A 22,554-nucleotide genomic window follows, 5' to 3' on the forward strand; every position below is an offset into this window, starting at 1 on the left:
GCTATGCGCTGAACACTGGACCTGTGGGAGCTGGCTTGCCAGCGATTGAGTCGACTCGGTCTAAATGGAAAGGCGCAGCGCCAGAGCCGCCAATGTCACCAGCAACACCGGCACCGTCAGCACGATCCCGACCCTGAAGTAATACCCCCAGCCAATCCGGATGTCCTTGCGCTCCAGCACATGCAGCCAGAGCAAGGTCGCAAGACTGCCGATAGGGGTGATTTTCGGCCCCAGGTCGCTGCCGATCACGTTGGCGTAGATCATCGCTTCCTTCGCCACACCCGTGGCCTGGCTGGCATCGATCGACAGCAGGCCGATCAGCACCGTCGGCAGGTTGTTCATGATCGACGACAACAACGCCGTCAGCACCCCGGTGCCCATCGCCGCGCCCCACACCCCGTGACCGGCGAACACATTGAGCCACCCGGCCAGATAATCAGTGAGCCCGGCATTACGTAGCCCGTAGACCACCAAATACATGCCCAACGAGAAAATCACGATCTGCCACGGCGCCTCTTTCATCACCCTGCGCGTAGAGATCTTGTGCCCGCGCGCGGCAATCGCCAGCAACAGCGCCGCGCATACCGCCGAGATCGCACTGATCGGAATGCCCAACGGCTCCAGCGCGAAACAGCCGATCAGCAGAATCACCAGCACCGCCCAACCGGCGTAGAACGTGGCTTTGTCGTGGATGGCGGTTTCCGGGTGTTCAAGTTGCTCCGGGTCGTAGGCCTTGGGAATGTCGCGACGGAAGAACCACAGCAACATGCCCAGCGTGGCCGCGACGCTAACGAAGTTGACCGGCACCATCACCGCCGCATAGCGATTGAAACCGATGTGAAAGAAATCGGCCGAGACGATGTTCACCAGGTTCGACACCACCAGCGGCAGGCTCGCGGTGTCGGCAATGAAGCCCGCGCCCATGACGAACGCCAGGGTCGCCGCCGGGGAAAAACGCAGGGCCAGCAGCATGGAAATCACGATGGGCGTGAGGATCAGCGCCGCGCCGTCATTGGCGAACAGCGCCGACACCAGTGCACCGAGCAGCACCATGAAGGCAAACAGCTTGCGCCCGCTGCCCCGCCCCCAACGCGCTACGTGCAGGGCGGCCCAGGCGAAAAACCCGGCCTCGTCGAGCAACAGACTGATGATGATCAGCGCCACAAACGTACCGGTGGCGTTCCAGATGATTTGCCACACCAGCGGGATATCGCTCAGGTGCACCACACCGAAAATCAGCGCGACGATGGCGCCGAACGTTGCACTCCAGCCGACCCCAAGGCCTTTGGGTTGCCAGATCACCAGGGTAATGGTCAGCAGGAAAATCAGTGACGCAGCGAGCATTCGCGACAGCCTTCAATAAAAGGGAAAGAATCAGACCACACAAAAAAAACCTGTGGAAGCCAGCCCCCCACAGGTTCGTTATCGTGTCAGAAATATTGCCAGATCACTTCTTGTGTTGCGCCACCCACTCACCAAACGCATTGATGAAACTTTGCAGGAACGGCTTCACCGATTCATTCAGCTTGCCCGCCTCATCGAATGCCGTGCCCGCGCCGCCCAGGTAGGCTTCCGGCTGCTGCATGCACGGCACGTTGAGGAAAACAAAGGACTGGCGCAGATGCTGGTTGGCGCCGAAACCGCCGATGGCACCCGGCGAAACGCTGATCACCGCCCCCGGCTTGCCGCTCCAGGCGCTCTTGCCATACGGCCGCGAGCCAACGTCGATGGCATTCTTCAAAGGCGCCGGCACCGAGCGGTTGTACTCCGGAGTGACAAACAGCAGGGCGTCGGATGAAGCCACTTTCTGACGGAAAGTGCTGTAGGCTGCCGGCGGTGAATCGCCGTCGATGTCTTCGTTGTAGAGTGGCAGATCGCCAATTTCGACAATGTTCAGCTTGAGATTGGCCGGTGCCAGTTCCGCCAGCGCCAGGGCGACCTTGCGATTGATGGACGCCTTGCGCAGGCTGCCGACCACTACTGCGACGTTATAGACATTGCTCATTGGAAGACTCTCGACTGTCCGTGGGAGGAGCCAGTAGTTATAGATGATCCGATGACGATTCCACCAGACGTCGAAGGTTATTTCCCGCGTCTGGAATATTTTTTTCCTGTAGGAAAACTTACCAAGCTCGATGAAGGTCTACCAAGCCGCAAATCAAGCGTTTTATCTCCAGAGGTTCTAAGCAGATGGCAGCAGTACTCGTCGGTCAGTTCCATGCAAGAGATGCGGAAGGCCGCGTTTATTCCGTGCATGAGTTCCAGGAATCCAACCCGTCGGCAGACGGTTTCACCGGCACGGAGCCCGTTACCACCTACAAACTGGCGATTGGCGACCGCGTCAACAAGATCGACGACAACGAGTTCCTGCTGGTTCAGTCGGGCATCACCCTGATCCGCGAACCCGAGCCATCGGTCGCTTCATAACCGATCGTTATGAGCAGAAGTCATCCGCGCCGAGTTGGGGTAGGATTCAGCCACTGACCCCAACGGCCGGACATGGACTTCACGCATGCGTTTACGTCATATCGAAGTGATTCAGGCGCTTTTGCAGACCGGTCACGTGGGCACCGCCGCCGAATGGCTGCAACTCCCGGCGCCCGAGGTCGAGGAGCGTTTGCGCGAAGCCGAGAGTCAGCTCGGTTTCATGCTGTTCGCCAGCGTACGCGGACGACTTCAACCAACCCCGGAAGCCCGGGCGCTGCAAGTCGAGATCGGCCACATCTATGAAGCGCTGGAGCCGGTGCAACGGCTGGCCAGCAGCCTCAAGCAATACCTCGCCCCACCCCTGCGGATCATCGGCACCCCACCACTGGCCCAGCAACTGCTGCCGCAAAGCCTCGCGGCCCTGCGCCGTCGCTTGCCCGACGTGCCCTGCACCCTGCTCAGCGAACCGACCCGCGACATCGTCCGCCACCTGCTGCTGCGCGACAGTGATCTGGGCCTGAGTCTGCATGACCCGCAACACCCCGACATTCATTGCCAGCCACTGGCCCAGGGCAAGTTGCAATTGCTTGCGCCCCACGGCTGGCTGCAACCGAAGCAGAAATACATTTCTCTGCAGGATCTGGCCGGCCAGGCGATGGTCGGCCTCGAAGGCCAGGACCCGCTGAGTCCGGCCCTGGAAAACAAGCTCCAGGCCCTGCGCCCGGCGCCGGCCATCCAGACCCGCGTGCAAACCCACCAGATGATGCGCAGCATGGTCGAGGCCGGCGAAGGCCTGGCGATCGTCGACCCGTTCACCGCCCTCGGTGCACGGGCGGGCGGCCTCGACGTCTGCCCGCTGTCGCCGGCGGTGCCGGTCAGCCTCTATGCCCTGACCTTCAAACACGCCACGCCGTCAGCGGCGATTCAGACGCTGCTCGGGATCGTCACGGAACAAGCCGAGGCGATGCTGGCGAACTGATCGGATGCTCCAGCGGGTTATCGAACAATCGATACCAGAACAACGCCACTTCGGCGGTGTTCGGATCGATGCCGCGATAACGCAGATGGTCGATGCCGCCGATCACATAGCCGCAACGCTCATACAGGCGGCAGGCGCCGAGGTTGTTGTTCTGGGTTTCCAGCATGATCCCCGGCAGTTTTTTCTTGCGGCTCCAGAACTGCGCCACGTCGAGCAAGGCCTTGGCCACGCCATGGCGCCGCGCCGGGGCGTGCACCGCCAGCTCATCGATATGAGCGAATCCGTTCCAATTGGTGCTGATCACCAGATGCCCGACCGGCTGATCTTCCAGGTACGCCATGAAAATCGCACTGTCGGCGGCATCGCGAAAGCTGCTGAATTCCTCCGGATCGATGCCGTAGCACTTGCGATACGGCACGATGGGCGTCACGCCCCATTGCGCCACGGGTTTGCCGATTTCGGCCGCGCCGTAGGCGGCGACCTCGAAGCTGAAATCGCTGCCCCAGATATACGCGGCAAAACCGTCATCGGCGACCCGCACCGACAGCCCTGGGTATTTCGGATTCATGACCGGTTGCATACTCGGAAAAGCCCTCATTCCTTGACGCAATCGACGGTGTAGTGCCGCCCATTGCCCTCATCTTCGTGTTGCAGACCGTGCACATCGACCACGAACCCCGGAAACGTTGCGTCGAACGTGCGGGCAAACCTGAGGTATTCGATGATCGAGCGCGTGGATTCGGTAAAACGTTCGCCGGGCATGATCAGCGGAATCCCCGGCGGGTACGGCACCAGCATCACCGCTGCCACCCGGCCTTCCAGCTCATCGATCGGCACCGCCTCGACTTCGCCGCGCACCAGTTGGTCGTAGGCGTGGGCCGGTTTCATCGCGATTTCCGGCAGCACCGTGTACATGCGTTTGAGGTGTCTGGCGGTGGCGTTGCTGCGATAGCAGGCGTGGAGCTGATCGCACAGATCGCGCAGGCCCATGCCGCGATAGCGCACAGGATCTTGCTGGGCGACACACTTCAGGCAGGTGTCGAGGCTGACGTTGGCGTCGTAGCTGCGTTTGAACTCCAGCAGTTCGGTCAGCAGCGTGCTCCACTTGCCCTTGGTGATGCCCATGGAAAACAGCACCAGAAATGAATACAGACCGGTTTTCTCCACCACCAATCCGCGCTCCCAAAGGAAACGGCTGACCACGGCCGCCGGAATGCCCTTGTCGCTCAAAGCGCCGCCAGCAGTCAGGCCCGGCATGACCAAAGTGACCTTGATCGGGTCGAGCAGTACGTAGTCGTCGCTGACCTCGCCGAAACCGTGCCAGTCCGCATCAGGTTGCAGCAGCCAGTCCTCGGTCTGCACCCGGTCGATGCCTTCGACGCCCGGTGGCTGCCAGATCGAGAACCACCAATCGTCAGCGGCGATGTGCTGACGCAGATTGGCCAGCGCCCGGCGAAAGCTCAGGGCTTCGTCGAAGGTTTCCTGCAGCAGCGAACGTCCGGCCGGCCCTTCCATCATCGCCGAGGCGACGTCCAGCGAAGCAATGATGCTGTACTGCGGCGACGTCGAGATGTGCATCATGAACGCTTCGTTGAACCGGTCGCGATCCAGTTGCCGCGCGCCGCCGTCCTGCACATGAATCATCGACGCCTGGCTGAACGCCGCCAGCAGTTTGTGGGTTGAATGGGTGGTGAACACCAGCGGACTGTCCTCGCTGCGCGAGGTGGCCATGCCGTAACGGCCGGCAAAGAATTCGTGAAACGCCGCGTAGGCGTACCAGGCTTCGTCGAAATGCAGGACTTCGACGCTGTTGCCCAGACTCTGCTTGATCAGTTCGGCGTTGTAGCAGAGGCCGTCGTAGGTGGAGTTGGTGATCACCGCCAGTTTGACTTTCGGTTCGCGGCCCTTGGTCAACGGGCTGGCGTCGATCTTGGCCTGGATCGATTCACGACTGAATTCACTGAGCGGGATCGGCCCGATGATCCCCAACTCGTTGCGCTCCGGGCACAGGTACAGCGGAATCGCGCCGGTCATGATGATCGCGTGCAACACCGACTTGTGGCAGTTGCGATCCACCAGCACCAGATCATCGCGCCCGACCATCGAGTGCCAGACGATCTTGTTGGCGGTCGAAGTGCCATTGATCACGAAAAACGTGTGATCGGCGCCGAAATTGCGCGCGGCCCGCGCTTCCGCCTCGGCCAGCGGCCCGGTGTGATCGAGCAAGGAACCCAGCTCCGGCACCGAGACCGACAAATCCGAGCGCAGGGTGTTTTCCCCGAAGAACTGATGAAACGCCTGCCCCACCGGACTCTTGTGATAAGCCACCCCGCCGCCGTGACCGGGGGTATGCCAGGAATAATTGGAATCGGCGGTGTGCTGCACCAATGCCTTGAAGAATGGCGGCAACAGGCCGTCCAGGTATTTGCGCGCCGCTCGTGCCACCTGGCGGGCGAGAAATGGCACGGTGTCTTCGAACAGGTAGAGAATGCCGCGTAACTGGTTGAGTTCGGCCATGGCATCGGCCGGGGCATTTTCCAGGGTGACTTGCTCGCCGAGGGCAAAGATCGGCAGATCCGGCGCCCGCACCCGGGCCAGACCGATCAGTTCGGCCATGTTCTGCAACAGATGGGAATTGGTGCTGGCGTCTTCGGCGGCGATCAGCATGCACGCCAGACCATGGTGGGTCGAGGCCACCAGCCGGCCTTCGGTGTAGTCGGTGGCCGAAACGATACTGAAACCTTCCAGCTCCAGCTCTCGGGCGATGCCGCGGATGCGGTCACCGGCAACCGTGTCGGCCTTGATGTCGCGGTGGACGATCAACACCGGGAACTTCAAATCTTTGTACATGAGGCTCAGCGTCCTGAGGCGGCGGAGAGTGATCTGCCAATGTCCTCAGGGTAGAGGGTCGGAGCCGATGTGGCGAGGGTGGCCAGTTGTCAGTACTGCCAAAAACAAAGGATCGTCCGGACACGGCTGAGTGTCTGGACGATCCTTTTCTGTATTACGCCTGGGCTTCGGCTTCCAGCAACTGAGTCCACAGCGCCGGGGCGCCAGCTGACTTGGCGATGATTTCCAGACGCGCCTGGTGTTCGGCCAGCTCGGCTTCGGTGGCGCGAATGATTCGCCCCGGCTGACGATCTGCCGGCAGACGGCGGATTTCGGTGGCGGAGTTGTCCGCGCCCTCGCCCGTGCCATTGCCGTCGGAGGCGTTGCCGGCCAGCGACAGGCTGGTCTGGCCACCGGTCATGGTCAGGTAGACGTCGGCGAGAATCTCCGAGTCGAGCAAGGCGCCGTGCAGCTCACGGCCGGAGTTGTCGACGCCGTAGCGCTTGCACAAGGCATCGAGGCTGTTGCGCTGACCCGGGTGACGTTCCCGGGCCATCATCAGGGTGTCGAGGATCGTGCAGTGCTGCGTGATGTCCGCGCGATCCTGCTGGCCCATCAGGGCGAATTCGTTGTTGATGAAGCCAACGTCGAACGCCGCGTTATGGATGATCAGCTGCGCGCCGTTGATGAACTCGAAGAACTCGTCGGCCACTTCGGCGAAGCGCGGCTTGCCGACCAGGAATTCGTTGGTGATGCCGTGAACGGCAATCGCGCCTTCGTCACTCTCGCGATCCGGTTGCAGATAAACGTGAAAGTGCCGGCCCGTCAGACGTCGACCGATCAGCTCGACACAACCGATTTCGATAATCCGGTGGCCGTCGGTCACCGGCATGCCGGTGGTTTCGGTATCGAGTACAACGGATCTGGTGGCCATCAGTGTTCAGCTCTCAACGGGGTCAATCGTGCAAAAGCGGCGATGTTAACACGCTCGCCGGGAGTGTTTCAGCGAGAAGGATTCAGCTCTGCTTGTAACCGCGAACCTCATCCACCCCACGGTTGGCCAACTGGTCGGCCCGTTCGTTGCCGTGATGGCCAATGTGCCCGCGGACCCATTTCCAGGTGACTTTGTGGCGGTTGACCTGCTCGTCCAGCGCTTTCCACAGGTCGGCGTTTTTGACTGGCTCTTTGGCGGCGGTTTTCCAGCCGCGCTTCTTCCAGTTGGCCATCCATTCGTTGATGCCTTTCATCACGTATTGCGAATCGGTCACCAGCAGCACTTCGCACGGACGCTTGAGGGCCTCCAGGCCGCGAATCGCGCCGAGCAGTTCCATGCGGTTGTTGGTGGTGTTGGCTTCGCCGCCCCACAGTTCCTTTTCGACGCCCTTGCACACCAGCAAGGCGCCCCAGCCGCCCGGGCCGGGGTTGCCCTTGCAGGCGCCGTCAGTGAACAGTTCTACGCTATCGACGCTTTCGCTCATGCCTGTCTATCCAGAAAAAATGCGTGGCCTCGCCGATCACGGATCGACGATGGCCAAGGCCGGGATATACCCGGCCATAAATATAAGAAGGTTTACGGTTCGATGCGTCGGCGGTTGACCTTGGCCATCGGCAGCGGAATCAGCTTGCCCATCGGCTCGCGGCGCTCCTGACGCACCGGACGCAGGCCGACCACAATCTTGCGTGCGACCAGTAAATAGAAACCGCCGCCGGACAATTGCCAGTCACCGGCCTTGCGCTCCCAGCCGGCCAGACGGGCCTGCCACTTGGGTGACGCGAGCGGCGGACGATAGCACCCGAAGCGGCGTTTCTCCAGCGCGAAGCCCAGCAGGTTGAGCCAGTCCGCCACCCGCGATGGCGAGATGCAGCGCGCCTGATGCAAGGCGTCATGGGCGAACACATGACGCAACCCCCAGGTGCTCCAGGGGTTGATGCCGACGATCAGCAGATGCCCGCCGGGGCGCACGCTACTGGCCGCTTCGCGCAACAGACCATGGGGCGACAGGCAGAAATCCAGGCCGTGCTGCAACACCACCACATCGGCGGCGTGCTCGCTCAACGGCCAGGCCTGTTCTTCGCAGACGATCTCCACGCCCGGCAGCGGCGCGCCCAGCCGCACGTTGCGCTGCACCTGCGGCGCCGACGGCGGTGTTTCGGCGGACGGGCCGTAATGCACCAGATAACCGCCGAAGAACCGACCCAGCTCGTCTTCGAGCATGCGCCGTTCTTCGTCCAGCAGAAATTGCCCGAGGGGGCCGGACAGCCATTCACGGGCTGCACCGATCAGCGCGAGCCAGTCAGGATCGGCCTGAGCGAACGCTTTATCGATCATTGCATTCTCCAACACGCCAGGAACCTCTAAGATGCGCCAATGTTACCCGCTTGGCGAATTCGACGATGATACAGATCAGTGCCCTGCCCGCCTTCACCGACAACTACATCTGGTTGTTACAGGATCATGCCACCCAGCGTTGCGCAGTGGTCGACCCAGGCGATGCCGCCCCCGTGCAGGCGTGGCTCGACGCGCATCCGGGCTGGGTGCTCGGTGACATCCTCATCACTCACCATCACCACGACCATGTCGGCGGCGTCGAGACGCTGAAGAAGGCTACCGGCGCCAGGGTCTACGGACCGGCCAGCGAAAACATTCCAGGGCGGGACGTGGCCCTCGAGGACAACGACACGGTGCGCGTGCTCGGCTGGGACTTCGACGTCTATGCCGTTCCCGGCCACACCCTGGGACACATCGCCTACTACCATCACGGCCTGCTGTTTTGCGGTGACACCCTGTTCGCTGCCGGCTGCGGCCGTCTGTTCGAAGGCACGCCGCAACAAATGCACCAGTCGTTGAGCCGTCTGGCGGCGCTGCCGGAAGACACACTCGTCTATTGCACCCACGAGTACACCCTGAGCAACCTGAAATTCGCCGCTGCCGTGGAGCCGGGCAACCGGGACATCGCCGCCCGTCTGGAAAAAGTCATCCGGCAACGTGAGAACGGTGTCATGACCCTGCCCTCGACCCTTGCGCTGGAAAAACTCACAAACCCGTTTTTGCGCACCGGTGAAATATTAGTTACACAAAAAGTGGACGAACGGAACGGCCCTCAAAACCGGGCGCCGAGTGAGGTTTTTGCGGCTCTGCGGGCATGGAAAGATACGTTCTGAGTGGCTCGCCGCCTGGGACAAAAATTCTGAATGGTTGACCGCAGGGGGTGCGCTTTCTAGAATCGCCCGACATTTTTGCCCGGAACTTACTTCCAGCCAATGTCGTCATCCATACGTAAGTCCGTCAATTCAGATGCGTTGACCCGCCTGGCGCAAGCCATCGCGGTGGCTGTGTCCGCCACGCTGGCGGGCTGTTCCAGCCATGCTCCGCAGACTGAAGCGACGCATACGCCGAACATTGCTGCGCGAGCCAAGCAGAAGCCCATCTGGTTGTCGGAAAAGCCCAGCCCGCAGGTGCCTCAGGACATCTGGGAGCGCATGCGCAGCGGTTTCCAGCTGCAGGAAGGTCTGGGCGTGAACCCGCGCATCGAGCAACAGCGCCTGTGGTTCGCCAGTAACCCTTCCTTCCTCGAAAACGCCGGCGAACGCGGCAGCCTCTACATTCATTACATCGTCGAGCGCCTCGAAGAACGCAACATGCCGCTGGAACTGGCGCTGCTGCCGGTCATCGAAAGCGCCTACAACCCGATGGCCTATTCCCGGGCCGACGCGGTGGGCCTCTGGCAGTTCATCCCGTCCACCGGGCGCTACTTCAACCTGCGCCAGACCCGTTTCTACGATGGCCGTCGCGACATTACCGCATCGACCACGGCGGCAATGGACTACCTGACCCGCCTGCACGACATGTTCAACGGCGACTGGCTGCTGGCCCTGGCCGCGTACAACGCCGGTGAAGGCACGGTCAGCCGCGCCATCGAGCGCAACGAAAAGCTCGGCCTGCCGACCGACTACTGGAACCTGCCGCTGCCGGCGGAAACCCAGGCTTACGTGCCGAAATTGCTGGCGCTCTCGCAAGTGGTGCTGACGCCTGAAGCTTATGGCGTGAACCTCAACCCGATCGCCAACGAACCGTATTTCCAGGTCGTCGAAATCAACCAGCGCATGGATCTGTCCAAGGTCGCGGCGGTGGCCAACATCGATGAAGACGAGCTGTTCCAGCTCAACCCGGCGTTCAAGCAGCGCACCACCATCGACGGCCCGCAGCACCTGTTGGTGCCGACCTCCAAGGCGCAACTGCTGACCGCCAGCCTGCAGACCATGCGTCCTGAAGAGCTGATCAGCCCGCGTTCGCTGAAACCGGTGTTCGAAGGCGCCGACCCGAGCGAGATTGCCCAGGCCAAGCGCGCCTATCGGGTCAAGCGTGGCGACAACCTCGGCTCCATCGCCAAGGCCAACAAGGTCGAGGTCAAGGACCTGCAACGCTGGAACAAGCTGACCGGCAAGAACCTCAAGGTCGGCCAGACCCTGGTCATGCAGGACACCACCAAACGCACCCCGACGCGTAACAGTGGCGGTCGCATCAATACGGTCATCGCGGCCAACAGCAAGACCAGCAGCAAGGCCAAAGACAAGGACGACACCAAACAGCAGACCCAGTACAAGGTCAAACGTGGCGACACGCTGTACGTGGTGGCCAAGCGCTTCAACGTCGAGATGCAACATCTCAAACGCTGGAATCCGGGCGCCGGCAAGGCGCTCAAGCCTGGGCAGATGCTCACGGTCTATCAGCCTCACTGACAAAGAGCCCCTGAATTTCAGGGGCTCTTTTTCGCCTGTCATTTTTTGATATTTCCGCAGATCGGGGCAGATAGTTCCCACAATTAACCGCGCATTAAGCCCCTGTCTTTTTCCTGTCCATACAAGCTGTTACTGTACGGCCCACAAAGCCCAAGCCGCCTGGATCGGATCTGACTTGAAGCGTCCCCTCCTCCTGCTCCTGATCAGCCTGGCCTTGAGCTCCCCCGTCAGCGCGACGATCACCGAAAGCCACGGTTATGCGCAGTTCGGCACGCTCAAGTACCCGGCCAGATTTACCCACTTCGACTGGGTCAACCCGCAAGCGCCCAAGGGCGGCACCTTGCGGGTGATGGCGTTTGGCACCTTCGATACGCTCAACCCCTACACCTTCAAGGGCACCAGCCCGGTTACCACGGCGAATTTCCTGCAGTACGGCATCAACGAGCTTAACGAGCCGCTGATGGTCGGCACCGGGCAATACGCGCCGTCCGGTGACGAACCGGCGTCCAGTTACGGTTTGATCGCCCAGTCGGTGGAGTACAGCGAAGATCGCAGCTGGGTGGTGTTCAACCTGCGCCCGCAAGCGCGCTTCCACGACGGTACACCGATCACCGCGTACGACGTGGCGTTTTCCTATCGCCTGCTGCTCAAGGAAGGTCATCCGCTGTACCGCACCGCCCTTCAGGAAGTGCTGCGGGTCGATATCCTCAATCCGCAGCGCATCCGGTTTGTGCTCAAGCGCAGCGGCAATCCGTTGCTGATCCTGCGTCTGGGCGAATTGCCGGTGCTGCCCCAGCATTACTGGAAGGGCCGCGACTTCAAGGCCACCACCTTCGAGCCGCCGCTGGGCAGCGGGCCGTACCGCATCACCTCGGTCACGCCGGGGCGGCAGTTGATTTTCGAGCGGGTCAAGGACTACTGGGGCAAGGACCTGCCGGTCAATCGCGGCAAGTACAACGTCGACCGCATGGAAGTCGAGTTCTACCGCGACAGCGATGTGGCCTTCGAAGCGTTCAAGGCCGGCGAATTCGACATTTATATTGAGCATCAGGCCAAGAACTGGGCCAACGGCTACAACTTCCCGGCGATTCGTCGCGGCGACGTGATCAAGGCGCAGATCCCGCACCAGATCCCGACCCAGAGCCAGGGCCTGTTCATGAACACCCGACGCCCGGCGTTTGCCGATATCAAAGTGCGCGAAGCGCTGGGCCTGATGTTCGACTTCGAATGGACCAATCGCGCGCTGTTCAGCGACGCCTACAAGCGCACCACCAGCTACTACCCCAACAGCGAGTTCAGCGCCGTCGGCCTGCCGGTCGGTCATGAATGGCTGATGCTCAAACCGTACAAGGATCAACTCCCGGCGCGCCTGTTCACCGAGCCGTTTACGCTGCCGCAGACCGACGGTCGCGGCATTCCCCGGGAAACCATGCGCAAAGCCCTGGCGTTGTTGGCCGAGGCTGGCTGGAAGCTCAACGGTCAGCGCCTGCAGAACGCCGCCGGCCAGCCGCTGCGGTTCGAGCTGCTACTGGTCAATCCGAACCTGGAACGAATCCTTCAACCGTACATCGAGAACCTCAACAGCATCGGCGTCGACGCGCGCCTGCGCACGGTGGATCGCGCCCAGTACAAACAGCGTCTGGATCAGTTCGATTTCGACATGATCCTGATGACCCTCAACCAGACCCTCAGCCCGGGGCTGGAACAATGGCAGTACTTCCACTCCAGCCAGGTCGGGGTCAAGGGCAGCAAGAATTACGCGGGCATCGCCAACCCGGTGGTCGATCATCTGCTTGAACACTTGCTCGCCGCGCAAACCCGCGACGAACAGGTCGCCGCCGGCAAGGCGCTGGACCGCGTGCTGCTCTGGCAGCACTACAGCATTCCCAACTGGTACCTCAATTATCACCGTCTGGCGTACCGCAACCGGTTCGCCTTCGTCGCCACGCCGCCCTACACCCTGGGCCTGAGCGCGTGGTGGCTGAAATCTTCGGAGAAAGATCGATGAAACCTATCCGCGCCCTGCTCGTGCAGGCCAGCGGTCTGCTGTTCGCCGGGCTGGCCTGTGCCGCCCCGCAACACGCCGTGACCCTGTACAACGAGCCGCCGAAATACCCCGCCGACTTCAAGTACTTCGATTACGTGAACCCCGACGCGCCCAAGGGCGGGATCTTCCGCCAGGCCGGCTTCGGCGGCTTCGACAGTCTCAATCCGTTCATCAGCAAGGGTGTACCGGCGGACGATATCGGCCTGATCTACGACACCCTGGCCAAACAAGGCCTGGACGAGCCATTCACCGAATACGGCCTGATCGCCGGCAAGATTGAAAAAGCCCCGGACAACAGCTGGGTACGTTTTTACTTGCGTCCCGAAGCAAAGTTTCACGACGGCCACCCGGTACGCGCTGACGATGTGGTATTCAGCTTCCAGACCCTGACCAAGGAAGGCGCGCCGATGTATCGCGGCTACTACGCCGACGTTGAGGAAGTAATCGCCGAAGACCCGCTCAAAGTGCTGTTCAAGTTCAAGCACACCAACAACCGCGAGCTGCCGCTGATCCTCGGTCAGTTGCCGGTGCTGCCGAAGCACTGGTGGGCCGAGCGTGATTTCAACAAGGGCAACCTGGAAATCCCGCTGGGCAGCGGCCCGTACAAGGTCACCCAAGTGAAGGCCGGACGCTCGGTGCGTTATGAGCGGGTCAAGGATTACTGGGGCAAGGACCTGCCGGTGAATCGCGGCTTCTACAACTTCGACGTGATGACCACCGACTATTACCGCGACAACACCGTCGCGCTGGAAGCGTTGAAAGCCGGGCAGTTCGATTACTGGCTGGAAATGGCCGCGAAAAACTGGGCCAACGCCTACAACGTGCCGGCAGTGACCGAAGGGCGGCTGATCAAGGAACAGATTGCCAACAGCAACCCGACCGGTATGCAGGGCTTCGTTTTCAATCTGCGCCGCCCGGTGTTTCAGGACGTGCGGGTACGCCAGGCCCTCGGTCTGCTGTTCGATTTCGAATGGACCAACAAGCAATTGTTCAACGGCGCTTATGCGCGCACCCGCAGTTACTTCGAAAACTCGGAAATGGCCGCCACCGGCCTGCCTGATGCAGAGCAGGTAGCAATCCTCGATCCATTCCGCAGCCAGCTGCCGGCGCAGGTCTTCAGCGAAGCCTTCGAGAATCCGAAAACCGACGCCAGTGGCATGATCCGCGCACAACAGCGTGAGGCGTATCAGTTGCTGCAAGAGGCCGGCTGGAAAATCGTCGACGACAAAATGGTCGACGCCACCGGCAAACCGGTAGTCATCGAATTCCTCCTGGCGCAGACCGAATTCGAACGCGTGCTGTTGCCGTTCAAGCGCAACCTCAGCGACCTCGGCATCGACCTGGTGATACGCCGTGTCGACGTCTCGCAATACGTCAATCGCGTGCGCTCGCGGGACTTCGACATGATGGTCGGCAGCTTCCCGCAGTCCAACTCACCGGGCAACGAGCAGCGCGAATTCTGGATGAGCGCCGCCGCCGACAAGCCCAGCAGCCGCAACTCCATGGGCCTGAAAGACCCGATCGTCGATCACCTGGTCGAAAGCCTGATCAACGCTGATTCGCGCAAGAGCCTGGTGGCCCACGCCCGCGCTCTGGACCGTGTGCTGCAATGGGGTTACTACGTGATCCCCAACTGGCACATCAAGACCTGGCGCGTGGCGTACTGGAACCACATCGGCCACCCGAAAGTCTCCCCCAAGTACGACATCGGCATTAACACCTGGTGGGTCAAACCCGATGCGAAACCGGCGGTAGAAGTCGAAACCCAACTGCAAGCCGACCCTGTGGGCACGGAGTAATCAGATGCTGGCGTACATTTTTCGGCGACTGCTGCTGATCATCCCGACCCTGTTCGGCATCTTGCTGATCAACTTCGTGATCATCCAGGCCGCGCCCGGCGGGCCGGTGGAGCAGATGATCGCCAAGCTCGAAGGCTTCGAAGGCGCCACCAGCCGCATCGCCGGCGGCGGTGCCGAAGTGTCGGTGGCCGGCTCTTCCTATCGCGGCGCGCAGGGTCTGGACCCGGCGCTGATCAAGGAAATCGAGAAGATGTACGGGTTCGACAAGTCGGCCCCGGAACGTCTGTGGATCATGGTCAAGAACTACGCCCGGCTGGATTTCGGCGACAGCTTCTTCCGCGACGCCAAGGTCATCGACCTGATCAAGGAGAAGATGCCGGTGTCGATTTCCCTCGGGCTGTGGAGCACGCTGATCATGTACCTGGTGTCGATCCCGCTGGGGATCGCCAAGGCCACGCGGCACGGCAGCCATTTCGACGTCTGGACCAGTTCGGCGATCATCGTCGGTTATGCGATTCCGGCGTTCCTGTTTGCGATTCTGCTGATCGTGGTATTTGCCGGCGGCAGTTATCTGGACTGGTTTCCGTTACGCGGACTGACGTCGAACAATTTCGATGAGCTGAGCCTGGGCGGCAAGGTTCTCGATTACTTCTGGCACCTGGCGCTGCCCGTGACGGCGCTGGTGATCGGCAACTTCGCGACCATGACCCTGCTGACCAAAAACAGCTTCCTCGACGAAATCAACAAGCAGTATGTGGTCACCGCCAAGGCCAAGGGCCTGACCCGCCACCGCGTGCTCTACGGCCATGTGTTCCGCAATGCGATGCTGCTGGTGATCGCCGGTTTCCCGTCGGCGTTTATCGGCATTTTCTTCACCGGCTCGTTGCTGGTGGAAGTGATCTTCTCCCTCGACGGCCTCGGCCTGATGAGTTTCGAAGCGGCGATCAACCGCGATTACCCGGTGGTGTTCGGCACCCTGTTCATCTTCACCCTGCTGGGGCTGGTGGTGAAACTGATCGGCGACCTCACCTACACCCTGGTCGATCCGCGCATCGACTTTGCCAGCCGGGAGCATTGAGATGAACCTGTCCCCTCTCAACCGCCGGCGCTTCGAACTGTTCAAGGCCAACAAGCGTGGCTGGTGGTCGTTGTGGCTGTTCCTGATCCTGTTCGGCCTGAGCCTCGGTGCCGAGCTGATCGCCAACGACAAGCCGCTGGTGGTGCATTACGACAACAACTGGTATTTCCCGGCGATCAAGCGCTACCCGGAAACCACTTTCGGCGGCGAATTCCCGCTGGAAGCCAATTACAAGAGCCCGTACATCCGCGAACTGCTCAAGGCCAAGGACGCGTGGGTGCTGTGGGCGCCGATTCCGTTCAGCTACCAGAGCATCAACTACGACCTGAAAGTCCCGGCCCCCGCCCCGCCGTCGGCGGACAACCTGTTGGGCACCGACGATCAGGGCCGCGATGTGCTGGCGCGGGTCATCTACGGCTTCCGGGTGTCGGTGCTGTTCGCCCTGACCCTGACCGTGCTCAGCTCGATCATCGGCGTGATCGCCGGCGCCTTGCAGGGTTTCTATGGCGGCTGGGTCGATCTGGCCGGCCAGCGTTTCCTGGAGATCTGGTCGGGCTTGCCGGTGCTGTACCTGCTGATCATCCTCGCCAGTTTCGTCCAGCCGAACTTCTGGTGGCTGCTGGGCATCATGCTGTTGTTCTCGTGGATGAGCCTGGTGGACGTGGTGCGCGCCGAGTTCCTGCGCGGGCGCAACCTCGAATACGTGCGCGCGGCCCGGGCGCTGGGCATGCAGAACGGCGCGATCATGTTCCGCCACATTCTGCCCAACGCGATGGTCTCGACCATGACCTTCATGCCGTTCATCCTGACCGGCGCCATCGGCACCCTCACCGCCCTGGACTTCCTCGGTTTCGGCTTGCCGGCCGGCAGTCCGTCGCTGGGTGAGCTGGTGGCCCAGGGCAAATCCAACCTGCAAGCGCCGTGGCTGGGCATGAGCGCGTTTGCGGTGCTGGCGCTGATGTTGAGTCTGCTGGTGTTCATCGGCGAGTCCGCTCGCGATGCCTTCGACCCGAGGAAGTGACATGAATCAGGACAATCTGATCGAAATCCGCGACCTGGCCGTCGAATTCGGCATCGGCGATCGCGTGCAACGGGTGGTCGAAGGCGTGAGTTTCGACATCAAGCGCGGCGAAACCCTGGCGCTGGTGGGCGAATCAGGCTCGGGCAAGTCGGTGACAGCGCATTCGATCCTGCGCCTGCTGCCCTACCCGCTGGCGCGGCATCCGGCCGGCAGCATCAACTATTCCGGGCAAAACCTGCTGGAGCTGGGCGAAAAGACCATCCGTCACATTCGCGGCAACCGGATCGCGATGATCTTTCAGGAGCCGATGACCTCGCTCAACCCGCTGCACTCGATCGAGAAGCAGATCAACGAGGTGCTGGGCATCCACAAGGGGCTGACCGGCAAGGTCGCGACCAAGCGTACGCTGGAGTTGCTGGAGATGGTCGGCATCCCCGAGCCGCACAAACGCCTCAAGGCCCTGCCCCACGAATTGTCCGGCGGCCAGCGTCAGCGAGTGATGATCGCCATGGCCCTGGCCAACGAGCCGGAACTGCTGATTGCCGACGAACCGACCACTGCACTGGACGTGACCGTTCAGCTGAAAATCCTCGATTTGCTCAAGGAATTGCAGGCCCGATTGGGCATGGCGCTGTTACTGATCAGTCACGATTTGAACCTCGTGCGAAGAATTGCGCATCGTGTATGTGTCATGCAGCGCGGTTGCATCGTCGAACAGGCATCGTGCGAAGAGCTGTTCCGTTCGCCGCAGCATCCGTACACTCGGGAACTGCTTGGCGCGGAGCCCAGCGGAGGCCCGGCGAGCAATAAAATCGGGGCACCGCTGCTTGAAGTCGAGGATCTGAAAGTCTGGTTCCCGATCAAGAAAGGCCTGCTCAAGCGCACGGTGGATCACGTCAAGGCAGTGGACGGCATCAATTTCAGCCTGCCTCAGGGTCAGACCTTGGGGATCGTGGGGGAAAGCGGTTCCGGTAAATCCACCCTCGGTCTGGCGATCCTGCGATTGATCGGCAGTCAAGGCGGGATCCGTTTTGAGGGCAAGCAGCTAGACTGCCTGACGCAGAGCGAGGTCCGGCCGCTGCGCCGGGAGATGCAGGTGGTGTTTCAGGATCCGTTCGGCAGCCTGAGCCCGCGAATGTGCGTAAGCGACATCGTTGGAGAAGGCCTGCGGATCCACAGGATGGGCACCGCCGCCGAGCAGGAAGCGGCGATTATTGCGGCATTGAAGGAGGTAGGTCTGGATCCGGAAACCCGGCACCGCTACCCCCACGAATTTTCCGGTGGGCAACGGCAGCGAATTGCCATCGCCCGGGCCCTGGTGCTCAAACCGGCGCTGATCCTGCTGGACGAGCCGACTTCGGCCCTCGACCGGACGGTGCAGCGGCAAGTGGTGGAGCTGTTGCGTTCACTGCAAGCCAAGTACAACCTGACGTATTTGTTCATCAGCCATGACCTGGCTGTCGTCAAAGCGCTGAGCCACCAGCTGATGGTGGTCAAGCATGGCCAAGTGGTCGAACAGGGAGACGCGCAAAGTATCTTTGCCGCCCCCCAACATCCGTATACACAGCAGTTGCTGGAGGCCGCTTTCCTGGCACCAGCCACTGCGCAATAACCTGAAAGAGGAGCAACACATGGGTTTTCTCGCCGGTAAGCGCGTACTGATCGTCGGTGTCGCCAGCAAGCTGTCCATCGCATCCGGCATCGCTGCCGCCATGCATCGCGAGGGCGCTGAGCTTGCCTTCACTTATCAGAACGACAAACTGAAAGGTCGCGTCGAAGAGTTCGCACAGGGCTGGGGTTCGAGCCCTGAACTGTGCTTCCCGTGCGACGTGGCCAGCGATGAAGAAATCGCCAAGGTCTTCGAAGAACTGAGCAAGAAGTGGGACGGCCTGGACTGCATCGTGCACTCCGTCGGTTTCGCCCCGGGCGACCAACTGGACGGCGACTTCACCGAAGCCACTACCCGTGAAGGCTTCCGCATCGCTCACGACATCAGCGCCTACAGCTTCGTGGCCTTGGCCAAAGCTGGCCGTGAAATGATGAAAGGCCGCAACGGCAGCCTGCTGACCCTGTCGTACCTCGGCGCCGAGCGCACCATGCCGAACTACAACGTGATGGGCATGGCCAAGGCTTCGCTGGAAGCCGGCGTACGTTACCTGGCCGGCTCCCTGGGCCCGGACGGTACTCGCGTCAACTGCGTATCGGCCGGTCCGATCCGCACCCTTGCAGCGTCGGGCATCAAGAACTTCCGCAAGATGCTGGCCGCCAACGAAGCGCAAACTCCGCTGCGCCGCAACGTCACCATCGAAGAAGTCGGCAACGCCGGCGCCTTCCTGTGCTCCGACCTGGCGTCGGGCATCAGCGGTGAAATCATGTACGTGGACGGCGGCTTCAACACCACCGCCATGGGCAACATCGAAGAGTAATCTTCGGCTAGCCGATAAAAAACCCGCCAGTTCTGGCGGGTTTTTTTTGCTCGCGGGGGCCCCTTCATCCCACGAAACCCAACACCTGCGCCAGCGGTTTACCCGCAGGATCAATCTCGTCAGCAGCAGCGATGATTCTCCCTGTATTGCTCTGGACGATGCAGTCATTCATGCGCCACCCCTCCAACCTGGCAACGCCTCCATCCCCGAAGTTATCATCGGGTTTACCGTCTTCCAGAATACGCAGAAGGGTCAGCACATGGTCGGAACGCACCCCCACAATGATGCTTGCATCTGGTTGAACGACCACGCTTTGAATAGTCACGACGCGTCCATTAATGTCGGTCCACAGTACTTGGCCATTGTTGAAATCAGGATCGGGAGTTCCATCATTCTGCAAGCGTACAGTTGCGACGCGAATTCCTTCGGCAGAAAGTACGGATGCCGCAAAGGTTATTCCGCGAGGCGATACGTCCAGGTTGTTAAATAAACTGTATTCCTCAGAAATCTTGTACAGGCCGCCTGTTGCAAACCCTTTGTCCAACTTTCCGCTTTCGTCATAACCAGCCAGAACACTTTTGGGTTCTGATTGATTGCCGGTGGAGTTATCGAGCGATCCACTGACTATGAACCCTCCCTCCAGCTTCGGCTTGATGCTCTCGATACGCGAGGAGCGTGCGTTGTCGAATATGATCTTAGCTTCGCCATTTACACCGAATGTATTGTCAAGATCGCCATTAGTGAGATAGCAGCGGATGATTCCACTCCCCTTAACGGCAGCTCCTGTTTCATCATGCAGAATGTGGCTTTGACCCAACAGGACACGCCCATCGGAGAGGGCACAACCCTGTGCTTCGTGAGTTATCACACTTTGCCCAGGGGCAAGTGGAATGGCGGGAAAGATTTTCGTGCCAAATACCAGATTCTGACTGCCGTGCGCATTGAACTTCGTGACTGCAGCTAAACGCTTCATGCCAGCGCCAGTGCTACCGATAGCAACGATACCGTCATCGTCTTGAATGGCAAGTTGACGCGAAGCGGAATATTCTGGCCCATATTGCCAAGGTTGATTCGCGAATGAAGGGTCGGTAGAACCATCGCCGTAGGCCCGAATCAGCTGCAATCCGTCTGCCGAATCATGAACATAAACAATACGTCCAGTTTTTGTCTCCACCACGGAGCCGCAACTGCCTGGTCCGATATTAATGACTCCATCTTTTGCAAAAGTTCGATCCAGATCACCAGGAATGAGATGTGTTTTGACCAAGGTTGACATGGAGTTTTCCTCTGATTGTCAATATTCTCCGCCCTGAGAAAAACAACCAGTCTTCCCGACTCCAGCAGAATGTCTTTTACAGCGCCCACGCTAGCGCCTGATAACAGATAAAGACACTGTCAGGACTGACAGTTGACTTTCATCAGAAGGGCTTTTCGCTTTCGATCTGCAGACATTTGCTGAACATTATTCGCAGCGGCACGTTGCGACAGTTGTATCGCTGGATGAGCTCAGCGCAAAAACCATTGTCTTTCAATCGAAAAGCACGGCGCTAGATTCAGTTCATCCCAACCGTTGAAATACGCCTGCTCGCGATGAGGCCCGCACTAACAGCGCTTCAACGCCTGCTTGTGCTCATACATCGCTGCATCCGCATCCGCCAGCAGCTTATCCACGGTGTCATGGCGCTGCGGGTTGTATTCGATCTGGCCGACACTGAAGCGAATCGCGTAACCCCGGTGCAACGTGGCATTGCGTTCTTCGAGGATTTCCTTGAGTCGCGCCATGATCGCCGTGGTTTCGACGTGGCTCGAGCCGGTCAGCAACGCCACGAACTCATCACCGCCCAGCCGTCCCACCACATCGCTTTCGCGAAAGGCGATGCGCAGCACATCGGCGAAAGTCTTGAGCGCGCTGTCGCCCTCGGCGTGCCCATAAAGGTCGTTGATCTGCTTGAAATCATTCAGGTCGAAAAACAGCAGCGTCGCCGGTTTTTCCAGGCGTGCGCAGGCGTCCAGCGCGTGCTGGGCCAGCATCTTGAAGCCGCGACGGTTGGACAGCAGCGTCAGCTCGTCCATGCTCGCCATCTGCACCGCCATCAGCTCCTGCTCGGCCATGCCCGCCAGATCGCGCAGCAGGGCGCGCTCCTCTTCGTCGAGATCGCGGGGTTTGGTGTCGATCAGGCACAAGGTGCCCATCTTGTTGCCGTTGGGCACGGTCAGCGGGTAACCGGCGTAGAACCGGATGTTCGGCTCCCCGGTAACCAAAGGGTTGTCGTGGAAACGCTCGTCCTCTCGGGCGTCAGGTACCAGCATGAGCTCGTCCCTGAGAATCGCATGGCCACAGAATGAAACAGAGCGTGGCGTTTCGATCGTGTCCAGACCCACGCAGGACTTGAACCACTGCCGCTCCTTATCCACCAGCGTGACCAGTGCGATCGGCACGTTGAACAGACGCTTGGCCAGTCGCGTCAGCCGGTCGAAGCGCTCCTCCGGTGCGGTGTCGAGCAGCTTCAGATTCTGCAACGCTTGAATACGGACAGCTTCATTGGCGGGTTTGCCGGGTACCAGCATCACACACTCCTTTGTCGTCGATGCAGTTTAGCGTAGCCCGAATCAGCGATGACTCAACCTCTCATCCGCCGGCCACCGGACACGGCCCGCCTGCATCGGCCCACAGTTTGAACTGGGTCACGAAGATATCGTGCGGCACCGGCACCGGCGCGCGCCCTGCTCCGGGATTCCAGCCCCAGAGCACCAGCTTGTCTTCGCTGACGTGTTTGATCAGCGCGGCGAAATCCCGGTCGCCGTTGCTGGCGCGGTCCTTGATCATCGCGCACAAGCGATCCGGCGGCAGACCGATCCAGGCCATTTTGTGCGCGGCCGGCGGCAGGCTCCAATGCGGCGCGCCCGGTGGCGCGTGAGGGCCGTAACTGGCCGGCGGATTGCTTTCGGCGTGGCAGGTGGCGCAGGGCAAACCGGCGGCGCCCTTGCCGTCCATGCCGCGCACCACCTTCATCGCGTGGGGGATGCCGGCGTCGAACTGCAACGGTGAATCACCGGGGATGTGGCAGTTCTGGCAGCGCGGGCTCTGGAAGACTTTCTGCAGCGTGCCGAAGGCTTTCAAGGCTTCCTGATCGTCAGCGAACAGATCCGACGCGTAACCGCCCAGCCCAAACAGAATCACGGTGCCCAACAACAGATGTCGTTTCAT

General features: G+C 60.7%; 20 protein-coding genes. 10 read left to right on the forward strand and 10 right to left on the reverse strand.

Features of this window, described 5'->3' with window-relative positions:
* Window positions 1–60: 60 nt before the first annotated feature.
* Both QLG12_RS13625 and QLG12_RS13630 read right to left on the reverse strand, forming a co-directional pair.
* Window positions 61–1,344, reverse strand: coding sequence for an arsenic transporter (locus QLG12_RS13625; protein ID WP_282474701.1), 1,284 nt, complete (start codon window positions 1,342–1,344; stop codon window positions 61–63).
* A gap of 103 nt (window positions 1,345–1,447) precedes the next feature.
* Window positions 1,448–2,005, reverse strand: coding sequence for an NADPH-dependent FMN reductase (locus QLG12_RS13630; RefSeq protein ID WP_011333620.1), 558 nt, complete (start codon window positions 2,003–2,005; stop codon window positions 1,448–1,450).
* A gap of 185 nt (window positions 2,006–2,190) precedes the next feature.
* On the opposite strand from QLG12_RS13630, the gene QLG12_RS13635 reads away from it, so the two are divergent.
* Together QLG12_RS13635 and QLG12_RS13640 are read left to right on the forward strand one after the other, a co-directional pair.
* Complete coding sequence (locus QLG12_RS13635; protein WP_007956926.1) at window positions 2,191–2,427, forward strand: hypothetical protein; 237 nt, start codon at window positions 2,191–2,193, stop codon at window positions 2,425–2,427.
* Between the two features lie 85 nt (window positions 2,428–2,512).
* The gene (locus tag QLG12_RS13640) at window positions 2,513–3,406 is read left to right on the forward strand and encodes a LysR family transcriptional regulator (protein ID WP_197871510.1); all 894 of its coding nucleotides are present in this window, start codon (window positions 2,513–2,515) and stop codon (window positions 3,404–3,406) included.
* Here QLG12_RS13640 and QLG12_RS13645 read toward each other — a convergent pair.
* The 5 genes from QLG12_RS13645 to QLG12_RS13665 all read right to left on the reverse strand — a co-directional run bounded on the left by QLG12_RS13645 (window position 3,372) and on the right by QLG12_RS13665 (window position 8,564).
* On the reverse strand, window positions 3,372–3,986 hold the full coding sequence (locus QLG12_RS13645) for a GNAT family N-acetyltransferase (protein ID WP_197871508.1): 615 nt from the start codon (window positions 3,984–3,986) through the stop codon (window positions 3,372–3,374). The genes QLG12_RS13640 and QLG12_RS13645 overlap by 35 nt on opposite strands.
* Before the next feature lie 14 nt (window positions 3,987–4,000).
* Window positions 4,001–6,256 (reverse strand): Orn/Lys/Arg decarboxylase N-terminal domain-containing protein, encoded by a 2,256-nt coding sequence (locus QLG12_RS13650; protein WP_282474702.1) that lies wholly within the window; start codon window positions 6,254–6,256, stop codon window positions 4,001–4,003.
* A gap of 154 nt (window positions 6,257–6,410) precedes the next feature.
* Window positions 6,411–7,169 carry a DNA polymerase III subunit epsilon gene (gene dnaQ, locus QLG12_RS13655; protein ID WP_197871504.1) on the reverse strand — a complete coding sequence of 253 codons (759 nt, stop codon included), beginning with the start codon at window positions 7,167–7,169 and terminating at the stop codon, window positions 6,411–6,413.
* A gap of 82 nt (window positions 7,170–7,251) precedes the next feature.
* Entirely contained in the window at window positions 7,252–7,713 is a 462-nt protein-coding gene (gene rnhA, locus QLG12_RS13660; protein WP_011333615.1) for a ribonuclease HI, read from the reverse strand.
* Between the two features lie 92 nt (window positions 7,714–7,805).
* The gene (locus QLG12_RS13665) at window positions 7,806–8,564 is read right to left on the reverse strand and encodes a methyltransferase domain-containing protein (protein WP_011333614.1); all 759 of its coding nucleotides are present in this window, start codon (window positions 8,562–8,564) and stop codon (window positions 7,806–7,808) included.
* Between the two features lie 65 nt (window positions 8,565–8,629).
* On the opposite strand from QLG12_RS13665, the gene gloB reads away from it, so the two are divergent.
* From gloB to fabI, 8 genes are all read left to right on the forward strand, one after another.
* Window positions 8,630–9,397 carry a hydroxyacylglutathione hydrolase gene (gene gloB / locus QLG12_RS13670; RefSeq protein ID WP_236194592.1) on the forward strand — a complete coding sequence of 256 codons (768 nt, stop codon included), beginning with the start codon at window positions 8,630–8,632 and terminating at the stop codon, window positions 9,395–9,397.
* Window positions 9,398–9,496: 99 nt separating this feature from the next.
* Window positions 9,497–10,975, forward strand: a complete 1,479-nt coding sequence (locus QLG12_RS13675) for a transglycosylase SLT domain-containing protein (protein WP_064382288.1) — start codon at window positions 9,497–9,499, stop codon at window positions 10,973–10,975.
* A gap of 175 nt (window positions 10,976–11,150) precedes the next feature.
* Window positions 11,151–12,983, forward strand: coding sequence for an extracellular solute-binding protein (locus QLG12_RS13680; protein WP_197871500.1), 1,833 nt, complete (start codon window positions 11,151–11,153; stop codon window positions 12,981–12,983).
* Window positions 12,980–14,821 carry an extracellular solute-binding protein gene (locus QLG12_RS13685; protein ID WP_197871498.1) on the forward strand — a complete coding sequence of 614 codons (1,842 nt, stop codon included), beginning with the start codon at window positions 12,980–12,982 and terminating at the stop codon, window positions 14,819–14,821. Before QLG12_RS13680 ends, QLG12_RS13685 begins: the two co-directional genes overlap by 4 nt.
* 4 nt (window positions 14,822–14,825) lie before the next feature.
* A complete protein-coding gene (locus tag QLG12_RS13690; protein WP_007956943.1) occupies window positions 14,826–15,899 on the forward strand; it encodes a microcin C ABC transporter permease YejB in 1,074 nt (357 codons plus the stop codon).
* Between the two features lies 1 nt (window position 15,900).
* Entirely contained in the window at window positions 15,901–16,920 is a 1,020-nt protein-coding gene (locus QLG12_RS13695) for an ABC transporter permease (RefSeq protein WP_007956945.1), read from the forward strand.
* Between the two features lies 1 nt (window position 16,921).
* Window positions 16,922–18,532 carry an ABC transporter ATP-binding protein gene (locus QLG12_RS13700; protein WP_197871496.1) on the forward strand — a complete coding sequence of 537 codons (1,611 nt, stop codon included), beginning with the start codon at window positions 16,922–16,924 and terminating at the stop codon, window positions 18,530–18,532.
* A gap of 19 nt (window positions 18,533–18,551) precedes the next feature.
* Complete coding sequence (gene fabI / locus QLG12_RS13705; protein WP_003202751.1) at window positions 18,552–19,346, forward strand: enoyl-ACP reductase FabI; 795 nt, start codon at window positions 18,552–18,554, stop codon at window positions 19,344–19,346.
* A 64-nt stretch (window positions 19,347–19,410) separates the two neighbouring features.
* Here the strand turns inward: fabI and QLG12_RS13710 are convergent, their stop codons facing one another.
* The 3 genes from QLG12_RS13710 to QLG12_RS13720 form a co-directional block, all read right to left on the reverse strand.
* Window positions 19,411–20,622 (reverse strand): hypothetical protein, encoded by a 1,212-nt coding sequence (locus tag QLG12_RS13710; RefSeq protein ID WP_282474703.1) that lies wholly within the window; start codon window positions 20,620–20,622, stop codon window positions 19,411–19,413.
* Between the two features lie 326 nt (window positions 20,623–20,948).
* A complete protein-coding gene (locus QLG12_RS13715) occupies window positions 20,949–21,914 on the reverse strand; it encodes a sensor domain-containing diguanylate cyclase (RefSeq protein WP_197871492.1) in 966 nt (321 codons plus the stop codon).
* A 61-nt stretch (window positions 21,915–21,975) separates the two neighbouring features.
* Window positions 21,976–22,554 (reverse strand): hypothetical protein, encoded by a 579-nt coding sequence (locus QLG12_RS13720; protein ID WP_282474704.1) that lies wholly within the window; start codon window positions 22,552–22,554, stop codon window positions 21,976–21,978.

Origin of the sequence: Pseudomonas sp. V88_4 (assembly GCF_029967985.1) — a bacterium.
GTDB lineage: Bacteria > Pseudomonadota > Gammaproteobacteria > Pseudomonadales > Pseudomonadaceae > Aquipseudomonas > Aquipseudomonas glycinae.

Excerpts from the sequence above, each read along its gene's own strand:
- QLG12_RS13625 (WP_282474701.1), bottom strand. The coding sequence starts at position 1,344 with ATGCTCGCTGCGTCACTGATTTTCCTGCTGACCATTACCCTGGTGATC.
- QLG12_RS13630 (WP_011333620.1), bottom strand. The coding sequence starts at position 2,005 with ATGAGCAATGTCTATAACGTCGCAGTAGTGGTCGGCAGCCTGCGCAAG.
- QLG12_RS13635 (WP_007956926.1), top strand. The coding sequence starts at position 2,191 with ATGGCAGCAGTACTCGTCGGTCAGTTCCATGCAAGAGATGCGGAAGGC.
- QLG12_RS13640 (WP_197871510.1), top strand. The coding sequence starts at position 2,513 with ATGCGTTTACGTCATATCGAAGTGATTCAGGCGCTTTTGCAGACCGGT.
- QLG12_RS13645 (WP_197871508.1), bottom strand. The coding sequence starts at position 3,986 with ATGCAACCGGTCATGAATCCGAAATACCCAGGGCTGTCGGTGCGGGTC.
- QLG12_RS13650 (WP_282474702.1), bottom strand. The coding sequence starts at position 6,256 with ATGTACAAAGATTTGAAGTTCCCGGTGTTGATCGTCCACCGCGACATC.
- dnaQ (WP_197871504.1), bottom strand. The coding sequence starts at position 7,169 with ATGGCCACCAGATCCGTTGTACTCGATACCGAAACCACCGGCATGCCG.
- rnhA (WP_011333615.1), bottom strand. The coding sequence starts at position 7,713 with ATGAGCGAAAGCGTCGATAGCGTAGAACTGTTCACTGACGGCGCCTGC.
- QLG12_RS13665 (WP_011333614.1), bottom strand. The coding sequence starts at position 8,564 with ATGATCGATAAAGCGTTCGCTCAGGCCGATCCTGACTGGCTCGCGCTG.
- gloB (WP_236194592.1), top strand. The coding sequence starts at position 8,630 with ATGATACAGATCAGTGCCCTGCCCGCCTTCACCGACAACTACATCTGG.
- QLG12_RS13675 (WP_064382288.1), top strand. The coding sequence starts at position 9,497 with ATGTCGTCATCCATACGTAAGTCCGTCAATTCAGATGCGTTGACCCGC.
- QLG12_RS13685 (WP_197871498.1), top strand. The coding sequence starts at position 12,980 with ATGAAACCTATCCGCGCCCTGCTCGTGCAGGCCAGCGGTCTGCTGTTC.
- QLG12_RS13690 (WP_007956943.1), top strand. The coding sequence starts at position 14,826 with ATGCTGGCGTACATTTTTCGGCGACTGCTGCTGATCATCCCGACCCTG.
- QLG12_RS13695 (WP_007956945.1), top strand. The coding sequence starts at position 15,901 with ATGAACCTGTCCCCTCTCAACCGCCGGCGCTTCGAACTGTTCAAGGCC.
- QLG12_RS13700 (WP_197871496.1), top strand. The coding sequence starts at position 16,922 with ATGAATCAGGACAATCTGATCGAAATCCGCGACCTGGCCGTCGAATTC.
- fabI (WP_003202751.1), top strand. The coding sequence starts at position 18,552 with ATGGGTTTTCTCGCCGGTAAGCGCGTACTGATCGTCGGTGTCGCCAGC.
- QLG12_RS13710 (WP_282474703.1), bottom strand. The coding sequence starts at position 20,622 with ATGTCAACCTTGGTCAAAACACATCTCATTCCTGGTGATCTGGATCGA.
- QLG12_RS13715 (WP_197871492.1), bottom strand. The coding sequence starts at position 21,914 with ATGCTGGTACCCGGCAAACCCGCCAATGAAGCTGTCCGTATTCAAGCG.
- QLG12_RS13720 (WP_282474704.1), bottom strand. The coding sequence starts at position 22,554 with ATGAAACGACATCTGTTGTTGGGCACCGTGATTCTGTTTGGGCTGGGC.